General features: G+C 69.4%; 26 protein-coding genes, 1 tRNA gene and 2 pseudogenes. 8 read left to right on the forward strand and 21 right to left on the reverse strand.

Annotation, left to right across the window (positions count from 1 at the left end; genetic code table 11):
- Positions 1 to 12: 12 nt before the first annotated feature.
- The 12 genes from RYJ27_RS07205 to RYJ27_RS07260 form a co-directional block, all read right to left on the reverse strand.
- Positions 13 to 708, reverse strand: a complete 696-nt coding sequence (locus tag RYJ27_RS07205) for an alpha/beta fold hydrolase (protein ID WP_195691666.1) — start codon at positions 706 to 708, stop codon at positions 13 to 15.
- A complete protein-coding gene (atzF, locus tag RYJ27_RS07210; protein WP_228178232.1) occupies positions 698 to 2,449 on the reverse strand; it encodes an allophanate hydrolase in 1,752 nt (583 codons plus the stop codon). Before atzF ends, RYJ27_RS07205 begins: the two co-directional genes overlap by 11 nt.
- A gap of 11 nt (positions 2,450 to 2,460) precedes the next feature.
- Positions 2,461 to 3,165, reverse strand: coding sequence for a biuret amidohydrolase (biuH, locus tag RYJ27_RS07215; RefSeq protein WP_228178108.1), 705 nt, complete (start codon positions 3,163 to 3,165; stop codon positions 2,461 to 2,463).
- Entirely contained in the window at positions 3,162 to 4,181 is a 1,020-nt protein-coding gene (locus tag RYJ27_RS07220; protein WP_195691667.1) for a ring-opening amidohydrolase, read from the reverse strand. Before RYJ27_RS07220 ends, biuH (RYJ27_RS07215) begins: the two co-directional genes overlap by 4 nt.
- Positions 4,181 to 4,924 (reverse strand): biuret amidohydrolase, encoded by a 744-nt coding sequence (gene biuH, locus RYJ27_RS07225; protein WP_330169682.1) that lies wholly within the window; start codon positions 4,922 to 4,924, stop codon positions 4,181 to 4,183. Before biuH (RYJ27_RS07225) ends, RYJ27_RS07220 begins: the two co-directional genes overlap by 1 nt.
- Positions 4,925 to 4,985: 61 nt before the next feature.
- Positions 4,986 to 5,594 (reverse strand): GntR family transcriptional regulator, encoded by a 609-nt coding sequence (locus tag RYJ27_RS07230; protein ID WP_286932978.1) that lies wholly within the window; start codon positions 5,592 to 5,594, stop codon positions 4,986 to 4,988.
- 82 nt (positions 5,595 to 5,676) lie between these two features.
- Positions 5,677 to 6,492 carry an ABC transporter ATP-binding protein gene (locus tag RYJ27_RS07235; RefSeq protein ID WP_228178107.1) on the reverse strand — a complete coding sequence of 272 codons (816 nt, stop codon included), beginning with the start codon at positions 6,490 to 6,492 and terminating at the stop codon, positions 5,677 to 5,679.
- Positions 6,489 to 7,901: an amidohydrolase family protein gene (locus tag RYJ27_RS07240; RefSeq protein WP_195691670.1), complete on the reverse strand. Its 1,413-nt coding sequence runs from the start codon at positions 7,899 to 7,901 to the stop codon at positions 6,489 to 6,491. The genes RYJ27_RS07235 and RYJ27_RS07240 overlap by 4 nt, the downstream gene beginning before the upstream one ends.
- The gene (gene add / locus RYJ27_RS07245; RefSeq protein ID WP_228178106.1) at positions 7,898 to 8,926 is read right to left on the reverse strand and encodes an adenosine deaminase; all 1,029 of its coding nucleotides are present in this window, start codon (positions 8,924 to 8,926) and stop codon (positions 7,898 to 7,900) included. The genes RYJ27_RS07240 and add overlap by 4 nt, the downstream gene beginning before the upstream one ends.
- 2 nt (positions 8,927 to 8,928) lie before the next feature.
- Positions 8,929 to 9,720, reverse strand: a complete 792-nt coding sequence (locus RYJ27_RS07250) for an ABC transporter permease (protein ID WP_195691672.1) — start codon at positions 9,718 to 9,720, stop codon at positions 8,929 to 8,931.
- Positions 9,717 to 10,499: an ABC transporter permease gene (locus RYJ27_RS07255; RefSeq protein WP_195691673.1), complete on the reverse strand. Its 783-nt coding sequence runs from the start codon at positions 10,497 to 10,499 to the stop codon at positions 9,717 to 9,719. The genes RYJ27_RS07250 and RYJ27_RS07255 overlap by 4 nt, the downstream gene beginning before the upstream one ends.
- Entirely contained in the window at positions 10,496 to 11,482 is a 987-nt protein-coding gene (locus RYJ27_RS07260) for an ABC transporter substrate-binding protein (protein ID WP_286932973.1), read from the reverse strand. The genes RYJ27_RS07255 and RYJ27_RS07260 overlap by 4 nt, the downstream gene beginning before the upstream one ends.
- Positions 11,483 to 11,656: 174 nt before the next feature.
- Between RYJ27_RS07260 and RYJ27_RS07265 the strand changes: the two genes are divergently transcribed.
- The 3 genes and pseudogenes from RYJ27_RS07265 to RYJ27_RS07275 form a co-directional block, all read left to right on the forward strand.
- On the forward strand, positions 11,657 to 12,040 hold the full coding sequence (locus tag RYJ27_RS07265; protein ID WP_267189647.1) for a histidine phosphatase family protein: 384 nt from the start codon (positions 11,657 to 11,659) through the stop codon (positions 12,038 to 12,040).
- Positions 12,041 to 12,087: 47 nt separating this feature from the next.
- A complete protein-coding gene (locus RYJ27_RS13520) occupies positions 12,088 to 12,447 on the forward strand; it encodes a histidine phosphatase family protein (RefSeq protein ID WP_408904883.1) in 360 nt (119 codons plus the stop codon).
- Positions 12,380 to 12,541 (forward strand): annotated as a pseudogene (locus RYJ27_RS07275) (gamma carbonic anhydrase family protein); the annotation flags it as partial. The gene RYJ27_RS13520 and the pseudogene RYJ27_RS07275, both read left to right, overlap by 68 nt.
- On the opposite strand, the gene RYJ27_RS07280 reads toward RYJ27_RS07275, so the two are convergent.
- A complete protein-coding gene (locus RYJ27_RS07280) occupies positions 12,538 to 12,855 on the reverse strand; it encodes a hypothetical protein (protein WP_195691675.1) in 318 nt (105 codons plus the stop codon). The pseudogene RYJ27_RS07275 and the gene RYJ27_RS07280 sit on opposite strands and share 4 nt — an antisense overlap.
- Before the next feature lie 10 nt (positions 12,856 to 12,865).
- On the reverse strand, positions 12,866 to 13,828 hold the full coding sequence (locus tag RYJ27_RS07285) for an IS481 family transposase (RefSeq protein ID WP_195691676.1): 963 nt from the start codon (positions 13,826 to 13,828) through the stop codon (positions 12,866 to 12,868).
- Between the two features lie 301 nt (positions 13,829 to 14,129).
- Here RYJ27_RS07285 and mobF point away from each other — a divergent pair, with 301 nt between their 5' ends.
- Positions 14,130 to 17,549 carry a MobF family relaxase gene (gene mobF, locus RYJ27_RS07290; RefSeq protein WP_228178104.1) on the forward strand — a complete coding sequence of 1,140 codons (3,420 nt, stop codon included), beginning with the start codon at positions 14,130 to 14,132 and terminating at the stop codon, positions 17,547 to 17,549.
- 40 nt (positions 17,550 to 17,589) lie between these two features.
- On the opposite strand, the gene RYJ27_RS07295 is transcribed toward mobF, so the two are convergent.
- A complete protein-coding gene (locus tag RYJ27_RS07295) occupies positions 17,590 to 18,291 on the reverse strand; it encodes a hypothetical protein (RefSeq protein WP_195691677.1) in 702 nt (233 codons plus the stop codon).
- A 120-nt stretch (positions 18,292 to 18,411) separates the two neighbouring features.
- Between RYJ27_RS07295 and RYJ27_RS07300 the strand changes: the two genes are divergently transcribed.
- From RYJ27_RS07300 to RYJ27_RS07310, 3 genes and pseudogenes are all read left to right on the forward strand, one after another.
- Entirely contained in the window at positions 18,412 to 18,624 is a 213-nt protein-coding gene (locus RYJ27_RS07300) for a helix-turn-helix transcriptional regulator (protein WP_195691678.1), read from the forward strand.
- A gap of 9 nt (positions 18,625 to 18,633) precedes the next feature.
- Positions 18,634 to 19,083, forward strand: a pseudogene (locus tag RYJ27_RS07305) (tyrosine-type recombinase/integrase); the annotation flags it as partial.
- A 97-nt stretch (positions 19,084 to 19,180) separates the two neighbouring features.
- Positions 19,181 to 19,762, forward strand: a complete 582-nt coding sequence (locus RYJ27_RS07310) for a tyrosine-type recombinase/integrase (RefSeq protein WP_330172013.1) — start codon at positions 19,181 to 19,183, stop codon at positions 19,760 to 19,762.
- A 61-nt stretch (positions 19,763 to 19,823) separates the two neighbouring features.
- On the opposite strand, the gene RYJ27_RS07315 is transcribed toward RYJ27_RS07310, so the two are convergent.
- Positions 19,824 to 19,899, reverse strand: a tRNA-Glu gene (locus RYJ27_RS07315).
- A gap of 109 nt (positions 19,900 to 20,008) precedes the next feature.
- Here RYJ27_RS07315 and RYJ27_RS07320 point away from each other — a divergent pair.
- Positions 20,009 to 20,647, forward strand: a complete 639-nt coding sequence (locus tag RYJ27_RS07320) for an MBL fold metallo-hydrolase (protein WP_330169683.1) — start codon at positions 20,009 to 20,011, stop codon at positions 20,645 to 20,647.
- Positions 20,648 to 20,736: 89 nt separating this feature from the next.
- On the opposite strand, the gene RYJ27_RS07325 is transcribed toward RYJ27_RS07320, so the two are convergent.
- The 5 genes from RYJ27_RS07325 to RYJ27_RS07345 all read right to left on the reverse strand — a co-directional run bounded on the left by RYJ27_RS07325 (position 20,737) and on the right by RYJ27_RS07345 (position 25,882).
- Positions 20,737 to 22,797, reverse strand: a complete 2,061-nt coding sequence (locus RYJ27_RS07325) for a PTS fructose transporter subunit IIABC (RefSeq protein WP_330169684.1) — start codon at positions 22,795 to 22,797, stop codon at positions 20,737 to 20,739.
- Between the two features lie 27 nt (positions 22,798 to 22,824).
- The gene (locus RYJ27_RS07330; protein ID WP_330169685.1) at positions 22,825 to 23,784 is read right to left on the reverse strand and encodes a 1-phosphofructokinase family hexose kinase; all 960 of its coding nucleotides are present in this window, start codon (positions 23,782 to 23,784) and stop codon (positions 22,825 to 22,827) included.
- Entirely contained in the window at positions 23,781 to 24,566 is a 786-nt protein-coding gene (locus RYJ27_RS07335; protein ID WP_330169686.1) for a DeoR/GlpR family DNA-binding transcription regulator, read from the reverse strand. The genes RYJ27_RS07330 and RYJ27_RS07335 overlap by 4 nt, the downstream gene beginning before the upstream one ends.
- A 176-nt stretch (positions 24,567 to 24,742) precedes the next feature.
- Entirely contained in the window at positions 24,743 to 25,558 is an 816-nt protein-coding gene (locus RYJ27_RS07340; RefSeq protein WP_330169687.1) for a hypothetical protein, read from the reverse strand.
- 93 nt (positions 25,559 to 25,651) lie between these two features.
- Complete coding sequence (locus RYJ27_RS07345; protein WP_330169688.1) at positions 25,652 to 25,882, reverse strand: hypothetical protein; 231 nt, start codon at positions 25,880 to 25,882, stop codon at positions 25,652 to 25,654.
- Positions 25,883 to 26,148: the final 266 nt, after the last annotated feature.

Below are 26,148 nucleotides of genomic sequence, written 5' to 3' on the forward strand. Positions count from 1 at the left end.
ACCGCCGCGAGGTCACCACCAGAACCTCGCCCACCCCGAACCTCCGTCATCGATCCCCGGATGCCCGGGCGCATCCAATCCGGCGACCTCGCGCACCAGGGCGGCCAGCCTCGCGGGCTGCTCGTATGTGACGAAGTGCCGGGAGCCTTCGATGGTGCGAGTCTCGTAGCCCAGCCGCCGCAGCTCTCTCGCAACATGGTGCCTGGGCGCAGCCGACCGAGACCCCGTCGTGACCACGCATCGGGGTCCCCCGACCGGTCGACGTCGAGGCTGAAAGCTGCGGAACATGGCGATCTCCTTCGCCGTCGTCGCGTCGACGTCTCCGTGGTCATCGAGCAGGTCGACCGACCACCTCCTGCCATAGAGCGCCTTACCCACCGCTGTCGTCCCGCCACGGCGAAAGGCCTCGGCGGTCGGGGAGAGAAGGTCCGGCACCAGGTTCCCCGCCGCCGGCTCATGGAGGACGAATCCATGGCACGCGGCACCCATGCCCGCGAGCGCGAGACCGAGGGTTGCCCCGCCTGACATCCCCACGATGACCGCGCCCGCCGCATACTCGGCCAGCCACTCGATCTCGTCCTCCAACCGACCGGTCTTCGGGCGACGAAGCGCCCGGAGCTGTGGAATCAAGCGCTTCAGAGGATCCCAGACGGCAGGTGAGGCCGCGACCCCGTGAACCGCGAGGATCGGGACGTCGTCAGCTGGCATCGGCCGCCCTGTTGAGATCATCGGCCGCCGCGGCCATATACGAGCGCCACCCGCCGTACGCGGTGATGTCACGCGCTCCCTCGAGCGCCGTCGGATCGCAGACGAATCCGTGGACGGCGGTGCCGTCGTCGAGCTCGAGCGTGCCGATCGCCAACGGTGCACTCACACCGCGGAGAAAGGACCCGACGGTAGCAGTCGGAAGCCGATAGACCTCGACCTCGATACGAGCGCCTTCTCGTAGATCGGTCACCAGCCCGGGACGTCGCGGCTCGTCGCCGGGGAGCGCGTAGAGCCGGTACCGGGGTGCGGTCATCGTGCGCCGGCTCAGGAGCCCGCCGCGATCGGTGATTTGGTGATGAAGTCCGAACCCCTCGAGATGGGCGCCGACGACGGCGACCTCCATCAGCGAGTCCTGGTCGACCGCATCCGCGAGCGCCGACGCCAGCCCTGCGAGTTCCTGGTCGGCACCGGAAGGCCCATGAAGGGTGACACCGAAGGGGACGTGCGCCGCCGTACTCCCCGCCGGGACCGCGATGGCGCACATGTCGAGCAGGTTGGTAAAGGTCGTGTAGGTACCCAATTGCGCGTTGAGTTCGACGGGGTCAGCGCGCATCTGCTCGACCGTGTAGGTCTTCGTCACCGTGGGAGTGAGCAGAGCATCGACCGAACGGAGGATGTCATCCGCCTCCCGCCGCAACTCCCACACGCGGTGCATACTCGACCAGACCTGTGCGGCCGACATCGCACCGGCGCCCGCCAAGATCTGGCGCACGACCGGGTCGACGTCGTCTCGGTCCTCCTCGAGCGCGACCGAGACGGCGGTCGCGCGCTCAGCAAGCCACGCACCGCCATACAGGTGACGACCTGCCTCGAGAAGCGGGGTGTAGTCGATCTCAACCAGTTCGGCTCCGGCTCGGACGAGGTCGGCACGGACCCGACTCCACGCGTCCTCCTCGCCACGCTCGCCCCATCCGGCGACAACCTCAGGCACGCCCAGGCGGACTCCGGCGAGCGAGACCGAAGCAACCCGGGCGGAAGGAACCGGGAGCGGGCGCGACCAGGGGTCCTGATCATCGAAGCCGGCGATCACCTGAGCCACGATGGCTGCGTCGGCAACCGAGTTCGCCATCACCGAAACGCAATCGAGCGACCGGCACGCCGGCACGACACCGCGAGTGCTGACAAGGCCCACACTCGGCTTGAGACCGACGACCCCGTTCAACGCCGCGGGAACGCGCCCGGACCCCGCGGTATCGGTCGCCAGAGAAAACGCAACCAGGCCCGCCGCAACAGCTACCGCGGATCCTGATGACGACCCGCCGGAGATGAGGGAGCTATCGTGGGCCGAGGAGGGCGTCCCGTAAGGAGAACGGGTACCGTTCAGACCGGTAGCGAACTGGTCCAGGTTGGTCTTGCCGACGAGGATCGCGCCTGCCGCGATCAGGTCGCGAACCACGGGTGCCGACTGCTGGGGGCTGTAGGCGAAAGACGGGCACGCCGCCGTCGTCGCCCACCCCTCGACGTCCATGTTGTCTTTGACCGCGAAGGGGATGCCCCAGAGCGGAAGACGATCGCGATCGGCAGGATCGAGTGCTTCAGCATCTCGGACGAGTCGATCGGAGACCGAGATCCAGACTCCGTCACGTCCTCGCGCATCGATCGCAGCCAGAGTGCGCTCCGCCACATCGCGAGGTGTGCAGGTTCCCCGCCGGTACGCGGAGTGGAGGCGGGCGATCTCCATGCGAGGAGAGATCACCGCGCGGATCCCTTACCGAACGCGTCATCCAGCGCCGACGACTCCGCGACCGCACCGAAAACACCCCCCTGCATGGTGATCATCTTCAGCGCCGCCTCGTAGTTTCCGTGATCGGTGGCGCCTGTGCAGTCACTGAGCAGAAGGCACTCGTAGCCGCGATCGTTCGCCTCCCGCATCGTCGTGTGCACGCAGACGTCGGTTGTGATCCCCGTCAGAATCAGATGAGTGATCCCCCGAGTGCGCAAGATCACGTCGAGATCGGTTCCGTAGAACGCCCCCTTGCCAGGCTTGTCGATGACGATCTCGCCCACGAGAGGTGCCACTTCGGGCACAATCTGCCACCCGGGTTCCCCGCGTACGAGGATGCGTCCTCCCGGTCCTGACGACCCGATCTCGGCACCGATCTGCTGCGAGCGCCAGAGTTTGTTGGGCGGGCAGTCCGAGAGATCCGCCCGATGACCCTCGCGAGTATGGATCACCTGGAGGCCTGCCGCGCGAGCGGAACCGAGGATCCGCGCTGTGGGCGCGAGTCCGCGTCGGGTGAGTGTGAGGTCGTACCCCATGCGGTCGACGTAGCCACCGACCCCGCAGAAGTCCACCTGCCAGTCGATACACAGGAGCGCGGTCGACTGGGCGGAGAACGTTCCGTCGAACGGCCACGCGTACGGTGTGGCCGCTACCGGCCCGAATCTGCTCGTCATCGCCTCGTCTCACCTCCGCCCGTGGGTTCCTGCCACACCACCGTCACCGGACCTCCTCCAGGTGGCCCTTGGTTCTCGGCGCCTCCGGAGACGTAGATCGATGTGCGCCCGAACACCCCCGCTAGAAGGCCTCCTACGGCCGCGCGCGCGTGTCGTGTCGACGAGAGGTCGGTGTCGGTGAGCATCGTGTGCCGTAACCCTCGGATCCGCCCGTCCGGACTCGCCTCGGCCTTCGCGAAGACCTGCACGATGGTGCCGCCGGCGGCTCGGATGCGATCGCGGAGCGCGACGATCTCCTCCACGTCGATCGCGTCGTGCATGACCACCGTCTCAGCGTTCAGCTGTCCGCCGGGGTCGAGTCGAGACCCGAACGCCAGCACGAGGCACCGGTCGAGCTCGATACCGGCGGAAGCCGAAGCGACCGCCGACCAGACAGAAGGATCGCCTGCGAGGCCTTGGTCCGCTTCGACTCCGCCGATCTCTCCGCACGCGAGCGCGACGCCCAGCGAGCTAGCCGCTCGGGATCGCGCCATCGATAGGTAGGGATCATCCGTCACGGCCCCGCCTCTCGCTGACACGATCTGCTCGGTCGTCAGCAAAGGGCATTTCACGAGCACCATGTGGGCGTTGCGTGGATCAAAGCCTCCGTTGCGGCACGCTTCGAGCGTCGCCGCAGCGACCGCGTCGACCTGCTCTCGGCGCCCGAGCCCTTCGACAGATAACCGAGGGGTCTGCGCGAACCCCGCCGCAAGTCGCCCGTTGCCTGATGTCGAACCCTCCGAAACCACGGTGACATGCGGGCTGAGGACTCCCTCAGTGCCGCCCGACATGACGGTCAACGCCGGTTCCGAGAGCCCCTCGGTCCAGGCGCGAGTCGCGAGAGCCCGGCTGAAGTCGTTAACGCCGCCGTTCCCCTCCGTCTTTCCGATGACGGCAAGGACCCTTCGCCCGAACACCCTGTCGACCGGGGCGTCGTCGGGGGCAGCAACCGGCACGACCGTCAGATCGACATACATCAGCGCGTCCGGTCGTCGGCCGGGAGCGATTCCGCACCCAGCGCGGCGAGGACGGAGTCCGATGAAGCGACAGCCGCGAACAAGCCGCCCTGCATCGTGAGGATCTCGATCGTCTGCAAGTGCCGGGCGCGATCGGTCGCGGCCGTGCAATCCGACAGCACGAGTACCTCGAACCCGCGATCGTTGGCCTCCCTGATTGTGGTCGACACGCAGACATCGGTGGTCAACCCCGTAATCAGCAGATCGGTAATCCCCGCCATGCGCAGAATGTGCTCGAGGTCGGTGGCGTAGAACGCACCTTTGCCGGGCTTGTCGATGACCGTCTCACCCGCAAGCGGGGCCAACTCGGGGATGATCTCCCACCCAGCCTCGCCTCGAATCAGCACGCGTCCCAGAGGCCCGACGGACCCGATCTCGACCCCCTGACTGGCGGAACGCCACCTCTTGGTGTCGGGCAGATCAGAGAGATCGGGGCGGTGCCCTTCTCGCGTGTGGATCACCGTCAGCCCGAGTTCGCGCGCCCGCCCAAGCACTCTTTGGGTGGGTTCTATCGCCGCACGGGTCAGGCTGATGTCATAGCCCAGCGAATCAATGAATCCACCGCTGCCGCAGAAGTCGACCTGCCAGTCGATGCAGAGCAGAGCCGTGCGCGTGAGATCGAGTTGACCGTGCCACGGCCAGGCATAGGGATCCGCCTGGATCGCCTGCGGTGTTGTCGTGGTCACTATGACTCCCTTGCTCACCTCGATCGTATACGACCTACCGGAGAGGGCCGGCGTCGGAGTGTTACCGCCGTGTTAAACCTCAGCGACGGATGAGCTCGTCGAAGAACGCAAGGTCGCCGAGGACGTGCTCGCGCATGAGATGAGCCGCGGCCTCCTCGCCGCCGAGAATCGACGCGCAGATGTCGCGATGCTCATCCCACGACCCGGCAGCGCGCGCAGCCAGCTCCGCTCCGAATATCCAACTGAGGCGGCTGCGCAGCGTCCTCAGCATCTCGACGAGTTCTCGATTTCCGGAAGCAATCGCCACCGTGTCGTGGAATCGCTCCACCAGCTCCGAATGGCGCTCGGGTTCGGTCACCGGGTCGAGGGTGCTGCCCTCTTCTGTAAGAGATCGAAGTTCGCGTGCCATCGCCCCTCCGTGGGCAGCCGCGGCAAGCCGCGCCGCCATCGCCTCGAGTTCGGCGCGGATCGCGATGAGCTCGCGGGTGCCCGATGACTCGGGCTGGGCGACTATTGCACCCTTGTATTTGCGCAACTCGAGAAAGCGCTGCTGCTCCAGCACCTGAAAGGCCTCGCGCACGGGTACTCGGGAGACGTCGAAATCGGAAGCAATCTCCTCCTCGCGAAGCCGGCTGCCGGGAACGTACGAGCCATCGATGATCCGTCCCCGGATCGCGGCGGCAATCACGTCGCGCAGGGGAAGCCCAGCACGAGAAGCCATGCTCCTCACTCTAGGGACCAACCCCGCCAGATGCCGAGTTCCGGTCGCCTCAGCTGGATGCTCCCCCGCTTGCGGACGATTCCGCCTCCGTCGCGTCCAGTCGCGCGTTCAGCCCGTCGACGATGCGATGCAAGCGATCATCCCGCAGCAGATCCGGCTCACGGGGTCGCTCGAACCCCACTTCGACGACATCGGCGACCTGCGCCGGTCTGGCGCTCAGCACGACGACTCGGTCGGCGAGGAACACCGCCTCCTCGACGCTGTGCGTGACGAGGAGCGTCGTGATGCGCAACCGCGTCCACACCGCCTGCAGCTCCACATTGAGTCGTCGTCGCGTCACCGCGTCGAGCGCTCCGAACGGCTCGTCCAGAAGCAGAACGGAGGGATCCAGAGCCAGAGCCCGCGCGATCGAGACTCGTTGACGCATCCCGCCGGAAAGCTGGGACGGGCGCGCATCGGCGAAGCCCCGGAGTCCGACCAAGTCGATCAGATCATCTACCTGGTGCCGATCGACGTCACGGCCCGCGACTCGGAAAGGGAGCTCAATGTTCTTGCGCACCGTCAACCACGGCAGCAGTGCGTGGTCCTGGAACGCGACACCCAGGCGATGATCGCGCGCGAGGACTCGCGGATGCTCACCGGCGATCGTCACGGACCCCGAAGTCGGCTCGTCAAGTCCGGCAATCATCCGCAAGATCGTCGACTTCCCCGAGCCCGACGGGCCGATGAGCGCGACGAACTCCCCCTCGGCGATCTCCAGGTCTACCCGCTTGATCGCCTGGACCGACGCTCCGCGCTTCAGCCGGAACGACTTCGAGACCGCCTCGACCCGCACGCTGCGCCCGAGAGGCGCGCCGGCGTTCATCGGCCCACCTGGAGTCGTGCGCGGTCCGCGATGCCGCGGGAACGCTCCGAGGCCTCCCGCACCAGGGCCGCGAGGTCGCCGTCAGCGCCAAGGAAGGTAGGAACGCCGCGTTCGACGACGACCCGACCGTCGACTATCACGGTACGTACCGCGACCGTGGGTTGCAAGAATACGAGCGCCGCGTACAAGTCGGCCGCGGGCGTCATCCGCGGCTCCTCCAGATCAAGGATGACGAGGTCGGCGCGCTTGCCGACCTCGATCGATCCGATCAGGTCATCCATACCCAGAACCCGCGCTCCCTCGATCGTTGCCATTTCCACGACCCGCTGCGGACTGATCGCCCCCGGGTCACGACTCACCGCGCGGTGCAGGAGCGCCAGGAGCTTCATCGAACCGAAGAGATCGACCGCATCCGAGCAGTTCGCATCGTCCGTGCCGATCCCCATCGGGATGCCCGCCCGGAGCATTCGCGGAACCGGCGCGACCCCGGCGCCTAGAAAGGCGTTGCTCGCCGGCTGCGTCGATACCCGGGTGCCCGATTCTGCGAGCAACCGGATCTCACGATCGGAGACGTCGATGCAGTGCGCCGCGAGCAACCTCTCATCGAGCGCACCGACGCTGTCGAGATACTCGACCGCGCCCATCATGTGCTGCACGCGCTCCCGCTCGTCCTCGGCGACGTGCATCGTCCACATGGTTCCGCGCTCGCGCGCGATCTGTCGGCTCCGCTGCAGGGCGCGTCGGGAGACGATTCCGGGGATCGCCGGCGACGGCCACACTCGGATCCGACCCTCACCGGCCCTGTCGTACCTCCGCACGATCTCATCGAGGTCGGCCAAGACGCGATCGGTGTCGACGAAGATGTCGCTGTCCGGAACGTCCGGGGCCTTCGCACGGACCGCGCCGAGATAATCCTCGAAACCCGGCGCAGGCTGGTCGGCGAACATGCGAGCGTATACAGCGCGGATGCCGCTCTCGACGAGGGCCTCGACAGTGCTCGCCGCGGTGGAGACCATGGAACGCGTTCCAGCATCCTCGTTGTCAACGATCGTCGTCACACCGTTCATCAACGCCTCCGTCGCGAACAGCAAGGTCGCGCACCGGATGTCGTCGTTCTCGTACACGCTCAGGCCCGGGTACAGCACGTTGTAGAGCCACTCGTAGAGTGGCCGATCGTGGGAGTAGCCGCCGCGAAGCAGGATCTGCGGCACATGGGTGTGCGCGTTCACGAGTCCCGGGATCACCGCGCGCCCCGCCGCCTCGATCACCCGCGAGCCGACGGGAATCTCGACGTTCGATCCCACTGCGACGATCTCGCCGTCCTCGACCAACACGGTCGCCCGCTCGAGGTCGCGGCGCTCATCGTCCATCGTCAGCACTCGCGCGTCAACGATCGCCACCGCGCTCATGCCCGCGCCTCCTCGCCGGCTGCCACCGCATCGAGCTCCGCGAGCAGCGCGCTACGACGGTCATCGTCGCAGAAGGCCGACTCGATCGATGTTCGCGCGATGGCGAGAAGGTCATCGCGCTGCCAGCCGAACGCCCGCGCGGTCGCGGCGTACTCCTGGTCGAGAATCGATCCCAGGGCAGTGCCGTCGTCGGTGTTGAGGCTGATCCGCACCCCGGCTTGCCGCAACTCCTCGACTGGATGCGCGGCCCGGCTCTCGGTAAATCCAAGAGCGACGTTCGACCCCGGGCAGATGCCGAGCGGGATGCCTCGGTCGGCGATCTCGGCGACCAGCGCCGGTTCCTCGATCGCGCGGAAGCCGTGATCGATACGATCGGCCATCAGGAGGTCGATCGCATCGCGGACACCCTCGGGACCACTGGACTCCCCTGCGTGAACGGTCCGGTAAATGCCACGGGATGCCGCGCGGCGGAAAGTGTCGGCGAACCTTGCGGACACACGCCCGGCAACCGCTTCGTCGCCGTCGATCGACAGGGCGACCACCCGCGGATGGTCCCGCTCCAGCATCCAATCCAGCAGTTCATCGGCCTCAGCGGCGGATTGCTGGCGCAACAAGCTCAGGCACAGGCCAGTCGACGGGAGTCCGTCCTGTTCCGCCTCTCGCCATCCGGCGTCGAGGGCGTCGACGAGTCCCGCGATATTTCCGCGCCAGGCCTCCCAGTGGGTCGGGTTGATGATCACGTCGGTGTAGCGGATGCCGCTGGCCGCCTGCCTCTGGGCGAACCGATAGGCGACGGATGCCGCGTCGTCGGCGGTCCTGACCAGCGACGCACCCCAGTCGAGGAACTGGAGAAATTCGGTGAGTCCGTCGAAATCGAAGAGCTGCTCGGCCGGTCGGCGAAGGGGCACCCCGTACTTGCCGGCCAGTCGCATCAGCTCCTCCCGGTCGATGCATCCGTCCAGGTGCACGTGGACCTCGGCTTTGGGTACCGTCCGTACCCAAGCCTCGTCGATGTTGTCGTTCACGATCATCCCTTCCCATTACTGCCGTCGTGATAAGCCGCTTCGAGCCACCGCGTCACGGCCGAAGCCAGCCCGAAGAATGCGAGAGAGAGCACTGTGGCGACGATGGCGGCACCCCAGGATCGCGACATGTCGTAGGAGACCCGCGACACCACGAAGAGCTGCCCGAGACCCGACGACCCGACGACGAACTCGGCGAGCAGCACCCCGACCACCGACCCGACCGCAGAGAGCCGGAACGCCTCCAAGAGCGAAGGGACCGCGGCCGGGAGATCGAGCCGCCGGAACCTCGTCCATCTCGAGGCTCCCAGCACCGTCAGCAGGTCCTGCTTGCTGCGCGAGGCGGAGGCCAGACCGCGCGACACCAGGACGAACGCTGGAAAATACGCGACCAGTGTGGCGACGACCAGCACGGTCGGCGTTCCGTAACCGACAATCCGCGCGAAGATCGGAACCATCGCCACCATGGGAACAGCGCGGACGATCAGCACCGCGGGCCGCACCGCCGCACGCACGACTCCTGAGAGATGGGCCGCGATGGCGAGTCCGATGCCAAGCAGTTGTCCCAGGACGAGACCCGTCGCGGCCAGCCCGGCGCTCACCGTGAGGTCGGGAAGATACGCATCCGGATGTCCGACCAGGTCGGCGAGAACACTCGCCGGGGAGGGCATGACGACCCGGTTGACCTGCCCGATCACGACCCACAGCGCCCACGCGGCGACGATCGCCACGACCGCCACGTTGTCCCAGGCGAACCGGGCGACCGCTCGCCCGATAGCCGTCACGCGCGCGTTCACAGCCCGAACCTCGCCGCGCTCCGCCGGGCGAGTGACGCAGCGCCGCCGTAGACGATGCTGGCGGGCACTGCGGTCAGGACCCCCGCCGCCCACAGCAACGGGATGTCGTAGTTCTGCATCGAGTTGATCAGCAGGGGCCCGATGCCCCGGGCGGAGCCGAACCACTCGCCGATCACCGCCCCCAACAGGGCCGCGGGAATCGCCAGCTGAAGAGCCGCGAACACCGCTGGGAGCGCCGCGGGCGCTTCCAGCTGCGCGAGCACCGCGATCCGCCGGGCACCCAGTACGGCAAACAGGTCCTCCTGCGCCGCCCGTCGGGTCCACAGCGCGGAGCAGATGACGACAAAGGCAGCGAAGTAGGCCGCTGTCGCCGCCAGCGCCGCGGGCACGACGGCGCGGGGCAGAAGGACCATGAGCAGCGGGCCGAGGGCGACGACCGGAACCGCCTCGACGAGAACCGCGAAGCGCTCCGCCGGGCGACGCGTGACCGGCATCAGGCGGGAGAGCACCGCGGTCGCCACCGCGGCGCTGATTCCGATCACGCCGCCGAGAAGCCCCTCCTGGACGGTCACCCCGAGCGCCCCCCACAACCTCGGCGCACGCGCGGGATCGACGATCACCCACAACACGTCGGTGAGGGGTGGCCAGGAGGTGGAGAGGACCCCGGTCCGGCCGATGATCTCCCACGCCGAGGCGAAGAGGAGCACGCCGATCACGATCTCGATGGTCTTTCGGGACCGCGTCGCCGTGCCGACCGGACCGAGGTCCTGCACAGTCATCGGAGCAGGGTTGCCGATCCGCCGAAGACCTCGTCGAGCAGCGATTCGTCAACGTAAGTCGCGACATCAGGAAGATCGGTCATGCCCGCAGCCCGCAGGATCGGGTACATCTTCTGCTCGATGTCCTCCGCCGAGATCCGCAACAGACCCGACTCCGCGGTGAGATCGCTCGTCGTCATCGGGATCTGATTGATGTTCTCCTTGATCTGCTGGCTCAGCGAGAGTCCCAGGTCGGCTCCCCACACGTCGACCGCGAGCTGCGCGGCCACTTCGGGGTCGTCGGCGTTCTTCTCCCAGCCCTTCACGGTAGCCCGCAACCAGGCGACAACCAGGTCGCGGTTCTCTTCCAGGTAGGTGCGGTCGACGAAGATCATGTTGGAGTAGACATCCAGACCCAGGTCCTGCCACGACACGCTGGTGTAGTCCACACCCTGCTCTTCGAGGATGAGTCCCTGGTTGGTGGCGAAGGCGGTGATCCCGTCGACGTCTCCGTTCACGAGCGCTTGCACGTCGTAGCCGATCGGCACGAACTCGTAATCCGGCTCTAGCCCGTTGATGGTGAAGATGGCATCCAGTTCACGCTGCTGCCCCTGGGGGCTTCCGATGCGCTTGCCGATCATGTCCTCGACCGAGTTGATCGGGTTCTCGGAGAGCGACAGGATTGCCAATGGGCTCTCCTGGTAGACAGCACCGACGAGCACCACGTCGGCTCCCTCCGACACGGCGTCGATGAACGAGGTGAAGTTCGTATCGAGTCCGATCGGTGCGTCACCGGATGCGACGATCTGAACGGTGTTGGAGACGTTGGGGCCGCCCGGCAGCCATTCGGCGACGATGCCCTCCTCCGCGTAGTAGCCCTCGCTCTCGGCGATCCACATTCCGGCGAACTCCACGTTGGTGACCCAGTTCAGCTGTGTCGCCACGACCGGAAGGGACTCTTCCTCGGTCGATGGCTCCGCCGCACAACCGGCGATCGTCAGCATCCCCACCATGGTCGCACCCGCCCAGGCGAGACGCCTATCGCGGTGGCTTGAAGTCTTCATAAGCCTCTCAATTCTCGCGGCAATCATGACGCGATCTCTCGCGTTTTGTATACGATCCATGCTCGCTGGCTGTCGTTGCGCGGGCATGGCCTGAACATTTCCAGCGTGTAAAAGATGCTGCGCCGCCCGCAGGGGCGGGTCACCGGCGCCGTTCCCGGCACTGAAGCGTTCGGCGAGCACCCCGAAGTCAGGCGGTCGCTGCGATCCTCAGGATCACAACGCCGACGATCGACGACCCCCGCGATCCGGGAATTCGCGCGGCGATACCTGGGCGTGCTGCCGTGGCGCCTCGCCCACCGGGCGCGGTTCCTCCTGCTGGTGGCGCCCGTGAGGCTCGTCGTCGTGGGCTCCGGGGCGGTCTGGACCCGTGGTCGGCGTGATCGGTGCCTTCACGTCATGATCGTCGCGTTCATCCGGCATTGTCAGGCCGACTGGAACGCCGAGGGACTCATCCAGGGATCGAGCGACATCCGGCTCAACAACACCGGACACCGATAGGTGGCGGATACCCCGATGACCCTGCGCTCACTGCCGTGGATGCGGTCGTGAACTTCCCGCTCCTGCGCGCCCGCGAGACGGCCCGCATCATCGCGGAAGGGCTGAACACCCCGTTCGGCACCGCGTATCCGAAGCTCGCCGAACGCGACTACGGCGAGCTGGAGGGCACCTCGGCCGCCGCCGCGATCGCGCGCTGGCCCGACCGGGAGTATCCGGGCGCAGCGTCGCTCGACTCCGTCGCTGTGCACGGGGTCGTGGCCCTGACCCGCATCGCCACCGACTTCCCGGCAAGGCGGTGCTCGTGGTCTGCCACGGCACGCGAGGTGGTGGTGCTCGAGGGGCACGATCGTGCCGCCGCAGTCGCTCGTCGCGGGCATCCCGGGCAAGGTGCGCCGCGAGCTCACTGACGAGGAGGTCGCGGGGTTGCTCGGCAACTCCGCGCGCTATGTGCCGCGGTCGAAGGTGTACAAGGCGGCGGAGGGTCAGGACGCCGCGGGTTAGGACACCGCCGCGATCCGCAGGATCACGACGCCGACGACCGGCACCAGCGCGACGACCAGCGCCAGGATCGCGATGCCGCGCGCGAGACCGCGCACGAGGCAGACGATCGAGATCACCAGCGCCGCCAGCACGAGCGCGGCTCCGGCGAGGAACAGCACGATGAATCCACCCGCTCCGCTGCCGCTGCCGTCGAGGGCGGCGGGAACCCCGAGCACGAAGCCGGCGTACATGGCGGCGGTGCCAAGCACGGCGAGCAGGAGGGCGATGCCGGCAGGGACGCGGGTGGGGCTGACGTAGACGTCGCTGTCACTCATGGCGACCACCCTAGGTGTAGCGACCCGTGAGGTTGTGAAGGCGGCAGGTGGGGGTGTGGCCTCCGAGGGCGGTGTGGGGTCGTCGGTGATTGTATTCCTCGAGCCAGTCGGCGTAGGTGGCTGATCTTGCCGCGTTCGAGAGGTAGGTCGATGCGTAGGCCCACTCGGCGGCGAGGGTGCGGTTGAATCTCTCCACTTTCCCGTTCGTCTGTGGCCGGTAGGGGCGGGTGCGGATGTGCCGGACTCCCTCGCCGAGGGCCGCGGCGAAGTCGTGGGAGCGGTAGCAGGAGCCGTTGTCGGTCATGACGGCTTTGACGGTGAGGCCGGCTTCGGCGAAGTGAGCGCGGGCGCGGATCCAGAACCCGGCGGCGGTGTCCTTCTGTTCGTCGTCGAGCTCTTCGGAGTAGGCCAGGCGGGTGCAGTCATCGACCGCGTGGTGCAGGAACGAGTAGCCGGTCCCGGCGCGGCGGTTGCGGCGTCCGGCGTGACGGCCGAGCATCCGGTGGCCGCCACCGTCAGGGATCCGACCCAGTTTCTTGATATCGACATGCACGATATCGCCCGGCGCGGCCGCCTCGTACCGGATCGGTTTCGGCTTCCGAACGGGCAGCCCGGTGTTGCGGTCCAGATGCGACAGCCGCGGCATCCGATAGCGGGCAAGCACCCGACCCACGGTCGCCGGGTTCAACCCCAGATGCCAGGCGATCCGCCGAGCACCCCACCGCCGGTTGAAGCGGATCGCGACGATCCGCCGCTCCGTGCGACGGTCAAGCTGGGTCGGCGATCGATACGGACGGGAACTGCGATCAGTCATCGGCTGACCCGCCCGGTATCGATCGGCCCACTTCTTCGCCGTCGCCTGCGAACACTGGAACCGTTCCCCAGCCCGGGCGAGCGACCAGCCGCCGACAACGACCGCACGAGCAAGCCGAAGCCGCCCCCTCGGCGTCAAATGAGCATTAGCGTGAACCACGAAGACCTCCGGTCACCGATGCGAGTTGTCAGATACCCACATCGTCCCGGAGGTCTTCACCTACCCGCGACGCACACAACGTCCCGGGTCGCTACACCTAGGTCGCGGCCCAGCAGTTATCACCGCATGCAGGCACATCTCTCTGAGATCCTCACCACTGTCCACTCTCCCCAACTCTTGACCCTCTGACGTTCGCTGATCCGCCAACCGGACCCCGGACTCGCTCATTTCTGACTTCTTCACAAGAATGGACGTATCCTACCTGATATGGTAGCTGTTATCTTAGGTAGGAGGCGAAGGCATGAAAGGTGGCGTGATCCCGTTCCGGGGCACAGGCTCGGATGCCCTGCGCTATCTGGAGTCCGACCGCGCGCGGGCGGACGAGTATTACCTGGAGGCGGGGACCGCCCTGGCCGAGTTCACGGCGGTCGACGCCGAGGGCCGAGTGATCGGCGAGCTCGGGCTGACCGCCGAGGAGTACCGCCAGTGGGTTGGCTGGATCAACCCGCTCACCGGGGAGTCGATGGGCCGACCCCGGCTGCGGGGCGAGGGTGGCCGGGGGTCGCCCCGGTTCATGGAGATGGTCGTGAACGTCCCGAAGTCCCTGTCGGTCGCCGCCGGCCTGCACCCGGAGGTGTCCGAGGCCCTGGACGCCGCCCAGCGGGACGCGGTTGCGGAGATCCGGTCCTGGCTCGGCCAGCACTCGGTCACCCGCGTCGGCGCGCGCGGGAAGCAGGAGGTCGTGCCGATCGAGCAGCTCGAAACCGTGGCCGTGTCGCACAAGACCTCCCGTGCGGGCGACCCGCACCGGCATATCCACTTCCAGATCGGGACGCGCGTGTGGGCGGCCGGTCGCTGGCGCGGGCTCTACACCGCGGCGCTGTTCCGGCAGCAGGGCGCGATCCGCGCCCTCGGCACGGCGGTCATCGCCGCGCACCCGCAGCTCGCCGCGGTGCTCGACGCGCACGGTCTCACCCTTGACCCGGTGACCGGGGAGGTCGCGGAGCTGGTGCCGTGGAAAGCGGTCATGTCCAAGCGCGGGCAGCAGGTGGCGCGCAACCTCGCCAAGTTCGAGGCCGAGTGGGAGGCCGCGCATCCCGGCCAGGAGACGGGGCCGGTGGTGCGCGCCAGGTTGCACGCGAAGGCGTGGGATCATGAGCGGCCGAGCAAGAAGCCCAGCGTGCTCGGCTCCGAGGCCGGCTGGTTGCGCGAGTTGCAGGAGGCTGGCTACACCCCGGACCTGCCGCGCGCCACCGTGCAACCCCTGCGCACGCTGGACGAGCTGGCCGTGCAACAGGTCGCCTCCCGTGCGCTCGACCGCTGCGCGGCTGCTGCATCCGCATGGACCGTGCATGACGTGCAGGAGCAGGTGGCGCACATCGTCACCGAGGCCGGTGTGCGCGCCACCCGCGAGGAGCTGCGCGAGTTCATCACCATCACGACCCGGCTCGCGGCGGACGACTGCCTCTCGATCCTGCCGCCGGATGCGCCACGGCTGGAGCATGTTGCGCACCTCACGACGCTGCACGTAGTGGCCGTCGAGACGGAGCTGCGCGACCGACTGGCTGCACGCGCCACCCGGCCGGTGCACGGCGCAACCCCGCGCGTGCAGGAGCCGGGGCTGGATGCGGACCAGGCGCGCGCCGCCGCCGCGCTCGCCTCCACCCGGCCGCTCGTCGTGGTCGAGGGCGCGGCGGGCGCGGGCAAGACGACCATGCTCGGTGCTGCGATCCGCGCCGCCGGACAGGAGGGTCGTTCGGTGCGGGTGGTGACCCCGACGAAGAAGGCCGCCGACGTCGCCGCCGCCGAGCTGGGCGTGCCGACCGACTCGGTAGCGGCACTCGTCTACGACCACGGGTTCCGGTGGAACGCCGATGGTGTCTGGACCCGGCTGGCCGTGGGCGACACGGACCCGGTGACGGGCGCGACCTACCGCGGCCCGGCGAAGGAGAACCGACTGGCCGCCGCCGAGCGGGTTGTGGTGGACGAGGCGGGGATGCTCGACCAGGACACCGCCCTCGCCCTGCTGACCGTCGCGGACGAGGCCGGCGCGACGCTCGCACTCGTCGGGGACCGGGCGCAGCTCCCCGCCGTGGGGCGCGGCGGGGTGCTCGACATCGCGGCCGCGCTCGTCCCCCGCGTCTACTCGCTGACGAGCCTGCACCGCTTCGCGGACCCCGACTACGCGCAGCTCACCCTCGCCCTGCGGACCGGCCGCGACCCGGCCGAGTTGTTCGACCGGCTCCACGCGCTCGGACTCGTGCGGCTCCACGAGGACACCGAGGCGCTGCGCGCCGCGGTCGCCGCCGAGCGGATCGACGGAGCCGCGATCACCGCGGCGACCAACGACGAGGCGCGCGAACTGAACACTCTGATCCGAGAGGACCGGGTGCGCGCGGGCGCGGTCGACGACGCCCGCACCATCGACGGCGCGGACGGCCTGAGCATCGGCGCCGGCGACCTCATCCAGACCCGCCGCAACGACTCGGAGATGGGCGTGGCGAACCGGCAGACCTGGATCGTCCAGCACGTCAGCGGCGACGGCAGCCTGTGGGTGCGGGACGCCGCGAGCCAGCGGAAGCAGCAGCGCACCGTGCATCTGCCCGCCGAGTACGTCGCCGAGCACGCGCACCTGGCCTACGCCGCGACCGCCTACGGCGTCCAGGGCATGACTGCCCCCGCGTCGCACACCGTCCTGTCGGACGCGCTCGACGCGGCCGGCGTCTACGTCGGCCTCACCCGCGGGCAGGAGGAGAACAGGCTGCACGTCGTCGCCGCGGACCTCGGGGACGCGCGCGAGCAGTTCCAGGCCGCGCTCGAGCGGGACCGCGCCGACCGCGGACTGCGCGAGGCCACCGAGCGGGCGCAGGCCGCCGTCGCGGGCATCGTCGCGGACGGGCCGGTGCGCGTCGTGAACGCCGAGCGCACCCGACTGCGGCAGAGCATCGAGCAGGCCGAGCGCCAGGCGGCACGGTGGGCGGAGGCGGCCGAGGCGATGGAGCGCCAGTCGGCCGCGCACCGCGTCGAGGCCGAGGCGCTGCTGGCCGAGGTCGAGGCCGCCGCCCAGCAGGTCGAGGCGGCACGGGCCGAGGCCGTCCCGCCGCTGGTCGAGCAGGCCGGCACGGACGCCGCCGCGGTCCTCGCGGTCAGGGAGCGCCACGAGACGGCGATCGCCGCCAGGAGCCGTGCCGGGGCGCTGAGGCGTCGGAGCGCCGACCGGGCGCTGACCGAGGCCGAGCGCCAGCGCCACGAGGCCGAGCACCTGACCCGGCAGCGGTGGGGCTCGATCCCGCGTACGCCGGAGCAGGCGCCGGCGTGGGCGCAGGCGGCGGCCGAGCAACAGGCCGAGGCCGACCCGCGGCTGGCCGACGCCATGCGCACGCACGCGCAGGCCCGGCAGGAGCAGCGCCGTGCCGGGGACCGGCAGGAGCGGCAGCGGGCCATGCTGCACACGCGGCTGTTCAGCAAGCCGTACAGCACCGGCAGCCCGCGCCGCCAGGCCGAGAGCGCCCAGCAGCAGGCCGAGGCGCTGCGACGCCAGCTCGCGGAGCTGGAAGCCCTGCCGGTCGCCGAGGCCGCAGCCCAGGTCGAGGCCCGAGCCGAGGCCGAGCGCGTCGCAGCCGAGGCCCTGGCGCGGCGTGCCGCAGAGCTGCACGACTTCACCCGCGACCAGCACCGTCCGAGCCCGAGCAGCGGACCCGACTTCGGGCCGAGCCTGTAGCGACGCGCTCGGGGGCAAGTGCGCGCCGCTCCCCCGACGACTACCCGCGGCGGCCCGGCGGGAGCAGTCCGCGCGAGCGGGTGCGCACGAGCCAGCCCTGCGCGGTGGCGTGGGCGACGCCGTTGATCTTCGCCATCGTGACAGCAGGCGCCGCGTCCCCCTGCGCCGAGAGCTTGCCGTACTGGAGGGCGACCAGCTCGTAGAAGTCGGGCGTGCGCTTCGGGTTCCCGAGCGGCTTGAGCAGATCCCGCTCGCTGATCTTCCGGCCGGAGGGCAGCACGATCTTCCCGCCGGTGATGGTCACCGTGCGCTTCATGGCGAACAGGCGCTCGTTGATCGCCGCCTCGATGCGCGCGGTCGGCAGGGTGCGGAGGTCTTGGCTGGACACGGGATCGCCCGGCCGCCACGGGAGGTAGACGACGCCGGTGATGCGCACCTCCTCGGGCACGGCGAACTGCTGGCGCTGGAGCCGGATGAACACGCGGGTCGCCGTGGCTGTGTGCTCGATGTAGCGCCAGCGGCCGTCGATCGTCTCGTTCTGCTCCGAGTCGAGCTGCGCCTGCCGGTCGGCCTCGGTCGTCACCTGATCGTTGTAGCCCAGGATCGCGTCGATCTGCGCGCTGGCGTCGTCGTCGCGCTCGCCGGGGAACCGGCTCGGCAGATGCCAGCCGTCCGGCAGGTCGGCCGAGACGATCAGGCCGTCATAGGACTGATCGCCGGGTCTGCGCGGGGCTGCGGTCACATCCCGAGTGTACCGAGCGACACGAGCAACTAAAACTCTTGCTGTGATTGGCGTGTTGTGGTCTAATCTAAGACGACAGCAGCAATCGCGGCTGTGATCGTAGATGCGAAGGAGGCCGTGATGGGTCAGAGCGCATCGCCCCTCGACGCTCGGGAGCCCGAGCGCCTGTTCTACTCCGAGGAGGAGACAGCGGCGCTGCTCGGCATCCACCGCACGACCCTGCGCACCCTCGCCCTGGAGGGCCAGGCCCCGGTGGAGCCGATTCGGCTCACCCGGCACAAGCGCGTCTACCGCCGCATCGACGTGCAGCGCCTCGCGGGGCTGGAGCAGTAGGAGCCAGTCATGGGAAGCATCGAGTCCTACGACACGGCCAAGGGCCGTCGCTACCGGGCGCTCTACCGACGCCCGGACAAGAAGCAGACGCAGAAGCGCGGCTTCACCACCAAGAAGGCCGCCGAGCTGTTCCTGGCGACCACGGAGGTCGACATCGCCCAGGGCCGCTACCTCGACCCGTCGCGTGCGCGGGTGACCGTGGCCGAATGGCTCCAGACCTGGATCGCCGCCCGCGGCGACCTCCGGGCGACGACCCGCAGCCGGGTCGAGAACATCATCGCCAAGCACATCGTCCCCGAGTTGGGGAAGATCCCGATCGGCGACCTCACCCGCCTGCGGGTGCAGGAGTGGGCCTCGGCCCTCCCCGGTGCCCCGGCGACCGTCCGCAAGATCGTCAACGTCCTCTCCGGTTCGCTCCGATTCGCGGTCGAGGACGAGCGCCTGCCGTCCAACCCCGCCGCCCGGCTCAAACTCCCCAAGCCCACCAAGTCCCGCAAGCGGTATCTGTCCCACAATCAGGTCGCCGCGCTCGCCCAGGCCATTGACGAGATGAAGGATGGGCGCGAGTACGGCTACGGCCTCGTCGTCCTCGTGCTCGCCTACTGCGGCCTGCGCTGGGGCGAGCTGTCCGGGCTCCGCATCCGTGACCTCGACCTCGACGCGAAGCACCCGCGCCTCACCGTCGAGCAGACCGTCGTGGCCGACAAGGGCTACCAGCGCATCGAGCCGCCGAAGGACTACGAGCACCGCAGTATCCCCGATCCCGGCGTTCCTCGTCGGGCTGCTCCGCGCGCAGATCGCCGGGCGCCCGGCCTACGCCCCGGTGTTCTACGGCATCCGCACCGGCACCTGGCTTCGCAACCACGTCTACCGGGTCGGCTGGTTCGACACCGCGGCCGAGGCGGTCGGGATCAAGGGCCTCACCCCGCACGAGCTGCGGCACACCGCTGCCTCGCTCGCCGTCAGCGCCGGCGCGAACGTGAAGGCCGTCCAGCGGATGCTCGGGCACGCCTCGGCCGCGGTGACCCTCGACGTGTACGCCGACCTGTTCGATGACGACCTGGACGGTGTTGCCACGGCGCTGAACCTCGCGGCCATGCAATCAGATGTTGCCAATCTGTTGCCAAAAGCGGCATAGCGCCCGTTCGAGCCTTTCGGCAGGAACAAGAAAACCCCCGGCTGACCGGGGGTCTTCTTGTTGGTGACCCCAGCGGGATTCGAACCCGCGTTACCGCCGTGAGAGGGCGGCGTACTAGGCCGCTATACGATGGGGCCTCGCTGACAACCGTTCAAGTATGCCACGGCGTGCACGGGACGGACAAATCGAGGCCACCCGAGTGCAGTGGCCTTGCCGGAACCTGCGCCGAAGCGCTTGAGTGATCGCATGCGCCTGACCAAACACGAGCACGCCGCCCTCCTCCTCGAGCACGAGGGCAAGGGCCTGATCATCGATCCGGGGTCCTTCACGACGCCGTTCCCCGAGATGGGCCACGTCGTCGCGGTCGTCGTGACGCACGAGCACGCGGACCACTGGACGCCCGAGCACCTGGACCGCATCCGCAAGGCTGCGCCCGGCGTGCCGATCTACGGGCCCGCGGGGGTCGAGGCCGCGGCATCCGATCACGGCATAACCGTCGTCGAACCGGGCGACACCGTGACGATCGAGCCCTTCACTCTCCGCTTCTTCCCGGCAGAGCACGAGGTCATCCACGAGTCACTCCCGCGTGTGCAGAACGTGGGCGTCCTCGTCAACGACCAGCTGTACTACCCCGGCGACTCGTACGCCGTGCCGGAGGGCGTCGACGTGAACGTCCTCGCCGCGCCCATCGGCGCCCCCTGGCTGCGTATCGGCGATGCCATGGACTTCGTGCTCGCCGTCAAGCCGCGGAGGGCGTTCGGCACCCACGACATGACCCTGTCGGTCATCGGCCGCGACATGCACCGCGCGCGCCTGCAGTGGGCGACGGCGCAGAACGGCGGCGAGTTCCTCGCCCTCGACCCCGGCGACACGATGGACATCTGATACCCACAGAACGGCGGATGCCGCGGCCTGAGAGGCGCCGCGGCATCCGCCGTTTCGGCCGGGGTCCCGCCGGTCCCCGGGGTCTGGGATCAGGCGGCGACGGTCGCGCCGACCGGAGTCAGCGCCGCCTCCTCCTGGGCGCCCTTCTTGTGCACCCACTTCTTCAGGGCGACCACGACGAGGGCCGCGACGACCGCTCCCGCGGCGATCGAGACGGCGAAGCCCCAGAACGGGTTGATCGCGAAGAACACGAAGATGCCGCCGTGGGGGGCGAGCGACGAGACCCCGAACGCCATGCTGAGTGCGCCCGTGACGGCGCCGCCGACCATCGACGCGGGGATGACGCGAAGCGGGTCCACGGCCGCGAACGGGATAGCCCCCTCCGAGATGAAGGCCGCGCCCAGCAGCCACGCCGCCTTGCCGTTCTCCCGCTCGACGGGGTTGAACAGGCCGCGCGCGAGGACCGTGGAGGCCAGAGCCATCGCCAGCGGCGGCACCATCCCCGCCGCCATGACCGCGGCCATGATGAGGAACGGCGTCGAGGAGAGGTCGCTCGTGGACGCGGCGGCGAGGCCCGTGGTCGCGAACGTGTACGCCACCTTGTTGACGGGCCCGCCGAGGTCGAAGCACATCATGAGGCCGAGGATCACGCCGAGACCGATGATCGACGCACCGGTCAGGCTGTTGAGCCAGTCGGTGAGGCCCAGCATCAGTTCCGCGATGGGGCGACCGAGGAAGAGGACCATGAGGCCGGATGCGACGACCGACCCGATCAGCGGGATGATGACGGTGGGCATGAGTCCGCGCAGCCAGCGGGGCGCCGGCAGCCGGCCCAGCCACCAGGCGATGAAGCCGGCGAGCACGCCGCCGATGAGGCCGCCGATGAAGCCCGCGCTCATGAGCACGGCGACGGCGCCCGCGACGAATCCGGGGGCGATGCCCGGCCGGTCCGCGATCGCGAAGGCTATGAAGCCCGCAAGCACGGGGACGAGGAAATTCATCGACGTGGCGCCGATCATGAACGCGACGGAGCCGAGGTACTGCCCCAGCGGACCGAGCGGCGACGTGATCCCCTCGGTCGGAAGATCCCACAGCGAGTTCTGGATGATGACGTTCGCCGCGTTTGCCGTGACCTCGTAACCGCCGAGGAGGAACCCCAGCGCGATCAGCAGACCGCCGCCGGCGACGAACGGAATCATGTACGACACGCCCGTGAGCAGCCAGCGCTTGATGCGCGAGCCGACGGACTCCTGTGCGGCGGTGGTCGAGGAGGCCTGTGCCGCGCCGGGGACCCGCTCGGCCTTCGGGTCCTTCGCCGCGGCGACGGCCTCCGCGATGAGCCGGTCGGGCTGATCGATGCCGCGCTTGACGCTCGCTCGCACGACGGGCTTCCCTGCGAAGCGCTGCGGCTCGCGCACGTCGACGTCGACGGCGAAGATCACGGCATCCGCCGCCGCGATCTCGTCGGCGGGAAGCGCCTTGTATCCGCTGGAGCCCTGAGGCTCAACGACGATGTCGACATCGTTCTTGGCGGCTGCGGCCGTCAGCGCGTCGGCCGCCATGAACGTGTGCGCGATGCCCGTGGCGCACGCCGTCACGGCGACGATCTTCGGGCGCGGGCCGGATGCCGCGGGCGTCGGAGCGGCGTCGGACTCCCCTGCCGGCGGGGTGGGGGGTGCCGAGTGCGCGGCGGCGGAGCCCTCACCGATCGCCTCCTGCACGATCCGCACGACGTCGTCCTTCGAGGATGCGGCGCGCAGCGCGCCGGTGAACTCGTCGTCCATGAGGCTGCGGGCGAGCTTCGAGAGGACGGCGAGGTGCTCCTCGGCGGCATCGGCGGGGGCGGCGATCAGGAAGACGAGGTCGGCGGGGCCGTCGTCCGCGCCGAAGTCGACTCCGGGCTTCAGGCGCGCGAACGCGAGGGACGGCTGGGAGACGGCGGTGCTCTTCGCGTGCGGGATCGCGATGCCGCCGGGAAGCCCTGTCTCGTCCTTCTGCTCGCGCGCCCACGCGTCGGCGTAGAGCGCGTCGGCGTCGGTCGCGCGACCCTGCGCGACGACCCGCTGAGCGAGGGCGCGGATGACGGCGCTCTTGTCGGCGCCGAGCGGCTCGTCAAGGCTGACGAGCCCGCTGGTGATGGTGTCAGACACGGAAGACCTCCTCTGGTCCTGCTGTGTTCACACGCCCGAAAGGGCGAGAGGGGTGAGTACGACCTCGCCGGCGGGCAGGTCGTGGGGGGTGGGGATCTGGGTGCCCGGCAGAGCGGCGGCTGCGGAGCCGTACCGGACGGCGTGACGCAGGCGTTCGGCTGGGGTGGCATCGGCAAGGTCGGCGAGCAGATAGCCGGCGAGCGAGCTGTCGCCAGCGCCGACGGTGCTCCTGACCCGGATGGGCGGGGGCGCCGCGTGGAACGCGTCATCGGCCGTGACGAGCACGGCACCGTCTCCCCCGAGCGTGATCAGGGCGGCCGCGACACGGGAGGGAACGAACGAGCGGGCGATGCGGACGATGTCCGCGAGACGACCCCCGACGTCCTCGAGGGTGACGCCGGCGAGCTCCGCGAGCTCGTCGTCGTTGGGCTTGACGAGGTCGGCGATGCCCGCGTCCACGACCGCCCGCAGCGCCGGTCCGGACGTGTCGACCGCGATCCTCGGGGCCGCGTCGCCGAGCTCGCCGCGGATGGCGCGCGCGACGTCGACGTAGAAGTCGTCGCCGGGGCCGAGGGGAAGCGATCCGGCCAGCACCGTCCAGGAACCGTCGCGGGACGCTTCCACCACCGCCGCGATGAGGGCGCGTCGTTCGCCGGGGTCGAGCTCGACGCCCGGAAGGTTGATCTTCGTCGTCGTGCCGGCGGCATCCGTCAGCGCGATGTTCGCGCGGACATGACCGTGGACGGCGACAGTCCGGGTCGGCAGGCCCGTCGCGCGCAGGATCGGCCCGTAGGGGTCGTCCTCCGACAGGGGAAGCACCGCCAGCGTGGGAACTCCCGCCGACGCGACCGCACGGGCGACGTTGATGCCCTTGCCCCCCGCATCCTCCCGCGCCGACAGGGCCTGCTGCACGTCGCCGGGCACGAGCGGCGCCTCGAGGGCGATCGTGCGGTCGAGGGCGGGGTTGGCCGTGAGGGTGACGATCATGCCGTCCACACCTCCACGTCGGCGGCGGCGGCGGCATCCGCCACGGAGACCGGCACTGGAGCGTCCGTCACGATGACGTCGACCTCGTCGATCCCGGCGAAGCGCACGAGGAACTCGTCCCCGATCTTGCTGGCGTCGGCGAGCACGACGACGCGGCGGGCCGCACTCACGATCGCCCGCTTGACGGCCGCTTCGTCGGGGTCCGGCGTGCTGAGGCCGAATTCGGCGGAGAGCCCGTTGGTGCCGAGGATGGCGACGTCGGGCCGGAGCTGTTCGATCGCGCGCACGGTCTGCGAACCCACGGCGGCGGCCGTGAGCCCGCGCACCCGCCCGCCGATGATCGTCACGGGCACGTCGCTGCGCGCTCCGAGTTCGAACGCGACCGGCACCGAATGCGTCACGACCTCGGCCCGCGCCCCACGCTCCCGCAGGTGGGCGCCGAGTTCCCGGGCGAGGGCTGCCGTCGTCGTCCCCGCGTCGATGTACACCGAACCGCGGAACCCGTCGGCGATCGCATCCAGCGCGCGGCGGGCGATCTGCAGCTTCTCCGCGCCGCGCACCTGATCGCGGTCGGTCACGGCGGTCTCGTTCGTGCTGCCGCGCTCCGCGGAGACTGCTCCTCCGTGCACCCGTCGGAGCGACCCGGATCGCTCCATCGCGTCGAGGTCACGACGGATGGTCTCGGTGGTGACCCCGAACGAGCGCGCGAGGGAGACGACGGAGACCCGCCCGTCCTGCGAGAGCTGGCGCTCGATCGCCTCGTGGCGCTCCGTCGCGTACACACCGACCTCTTCTCTGCGGCTTCGTGGTTGCCCACACGGTACAACACAGTCCAACAGAAAACAACGACGCAAACCAAGATCGATGAATAGACGCCGCGCACCGCGGCGCGGCCGGACACCGCGGCGTTGCGGAGTGGTGGTCGGACGGACGCACCGGACGGGGGCCTTCGTCGCGATTACGCGGCGGCGTCCGTCCCGTCGCCGGATGCCGGGGCGACCGTCACCTCCACGACGTCGCCGGCGAGCCTCAGTCGAACGATGCTGCGCTCCGGGAGATCGGGGAACTCGTCGGGCAGTCGGATGCCGGGGAAGATCGGGATGTCGAGGATGACGTCCAGTCCGGGCGGCGCGCACTGCAGGGCCCACAGCTGACGCTCGGATGCGACGGCGAGGCATCGGCCCGCGCCGTCCGCCGTGCGCGCCGAGAGAATCTCCAACCCGCCGAACGTCTCGTGCGAACGCACAGAGGCGGGGTCGATGGCGTAGAAGTCACGCGGGTTCGTGTTCAACTGGTCCACCACCGCGGCCGACGGCTCGCCCGCCGGGCGGAGGACGGCGGTGGAACCGAGCCCCGTGAGCGAGGGCAGAACCGCGCCGCCGACCACCACGATCGCAAGCGTCACGACCGCCGCGACGACGACGCGCCCGCCGATCCGGTCGATCAGCCCGCGCTTCGCCGGGGCCGGGGACGCCGGCTCCGGCTCCGGCTCCGGCTCCTCGACGGTCGAGCCGGCGTCGTCCCGGGTGTCCTCGATGGGCTCGCCGTCCGATCGCCCGCTCTCCGGGGCGGATGCCGCGCCGGCGTCGCTTGCGGGCGTCGACGCGTCGACGCGTCCACCGCCCGCCCCTGTGTCGGCGGCGCGGAGGGCCGCCTCCAGTCGGGAGAGCCGCTCCTGCGCCGCCGGGTCGTCGAGGATATCGGCATCCGGTCCGTAGGCGCGGGCGCGCAGCTCGGCGAGCTCCTCGCGCTCGCTGCGAACCCCGTCATCCATCGCGCCCCATTATTCCCGCCCGTGCCGGCGCACGGGCGGGAAGGGGTCACTTCGCCGCGGACTCCGGCTGCGTCCGACGGTGCCGCGCCAGGATCAGCCCCGCGCCGGACACCAAACCGACAGCCGCTTGCCGAGCAAATGGTCGGTGAGCGTGAGAGACGCACCCGTCGCACCGGCGAGCTTCTCGCCGTCCGCGAGCCACTGATACTCGTACAAATCGGGTCCCGGAGCGGGCCCCCGCAGGATCGTGGCCGACAGGGTCTCGCCGACGAGCGGCTGCCCCGTGACCGACACCTGCACCGTGGTCGCGAACGTCCCGAGCACGACACCGGTCGGTAGGACTCCGAGACGGCTCCGTCGATCGGCGCGCCGTCGGCGTACCACTGATAGGCGTAGCTCGCCGGAAGAGGCGTCGCCTCCTGAGTCACCTCGGCGGAGAGACCCGCACCCACCGCCGCCTCGCCCGCGATCCGCACCGCAGACGGTGTGCGGTACTCGCCGGGGGAGATGTGCGAGGCACCGCCCGCCGTGCCCACGCCGCTCGCACTGTCATATCCGGCACGAACGGCGGTGACGCGCACCGTGACCTC

The sequence above is a fragment of the Microbacterium limosum genome (genome assembly GCF_036324365.1).
GTDB lineage: Bacteria > Actinomycetota > Actinomycetes > Actinomycetales > Microbacteriaceae > Microbacterium > Microbacterium limosum.

Coding starts and splice junctions, on each gene's coding strand:
- RYJ27_RS07255 (WP_195691673.1), bottom strand. CDS start 10,499: ATGACTGTGCAGGACCTCGGTCCGGTCGGCACGGCGACGCGGTCCCGA.
- RYJ27_RS07280 (WP_195691675.1), bottom strand. CDS start 12,855: ATGAGTGACAGCGACGTCTACGTCAGCCCCACCCGCGTCCCTGCCGGC.
- RYJ27_RS07310 (WP_330172013.1), top strand. CDS start 19,181: ATGGGCGCGAGTACGGCTACGGCCTCGTCGTCCTCGTGCTCGCCTACT.
- RYJ27_RS07340 (WP_330169687.1), bottom strand. CDS start 25,558: ATGGATGACGGGGTTCGCAGCGAGCGCGAGGAGCTCGCCGAGCTGCGC.
- RYJ27_RS07320 (WP_330169683.1), top strand. CDS start 20,009: ATGCGCCTGACCAAACACGAGCACGCCGCCCTCCTCCTCGAGCACGAG.
- RYJ27_RS07240 (WP_195691670.1), bottom strand. CDS start 7,901: ATGAGCGCGGTGGCGATCGTTGACGCGCGAGTGCTGACGATGGACGAT.
- RYJ27_RS07205 (WP_195691666.1), bottom strand. CDS start 708: ATGCCAGCTGACGACGTCCCGATCCTCGCGGTTCACGGGGTCGCGGCC.
- RYJ27_RS07300 (WP_195691678.1), top strand. CDS start 18,412: ATGGGTCAGAGCGCATCGCCCCTCGACGCTCGGGAGCCCGAGCGCCTG.
- biuH (WP_228178108.1), bottom strand. CDS start 3,165: ATGACGAGCAGATTCGGGCCGGTAGCGGCCACACCGTACGCGTGGCCG.
- mobF (WP_228178104.1), top strand. CDS start 14,130: ATGAAAGGTGGCGTGATCCCGTTCCGGGGCACAGGCTCGGATGCCCTG.
- atzF (WP_228178232.1), bottom strand. CDS start 2,449: ATGGAGATCGCCCGCCTCCACTCCGCGTACCGGCGGGGAACCTGCACA.
- RYJ27_RS07220 (WP_195691667.1), bottom strand. CDS start 4,181: ATGTATGTCGATCTGACGGTCGTGCCGGTTGCTGCCCCCGACGACGCC.
- RYJ27_RS07265 (WP_267189647.1), top strand. CDS start 11,657: ATGCTGCGCCGCCCGCAGGGGCGGGTCACCGGCGCCGTTCCCGGCACT.
- RYJ27_RS07235 (WP_228178107.1), bottom strand. CDS start 6,492: ATGAACGCCGGCGCGCCTCTCGGGCGCAGCGTGCGGGTCGAGGCGGTC.
- RYJ27_RS07260 (WP_286932973.1), bottom strand. CDS start 11,482: ATGCTGACGATCGCCGGTTGTGCGGCGGAGCCATCGACCGAGGAAGAG.
- RYJ27_RS07330 (WP_330169685.1), bottom strand. CDS start 23,784: ATGATCGTCACCCTCACGGCCAACCCCGCCCTCGACCGCACGATCGCC.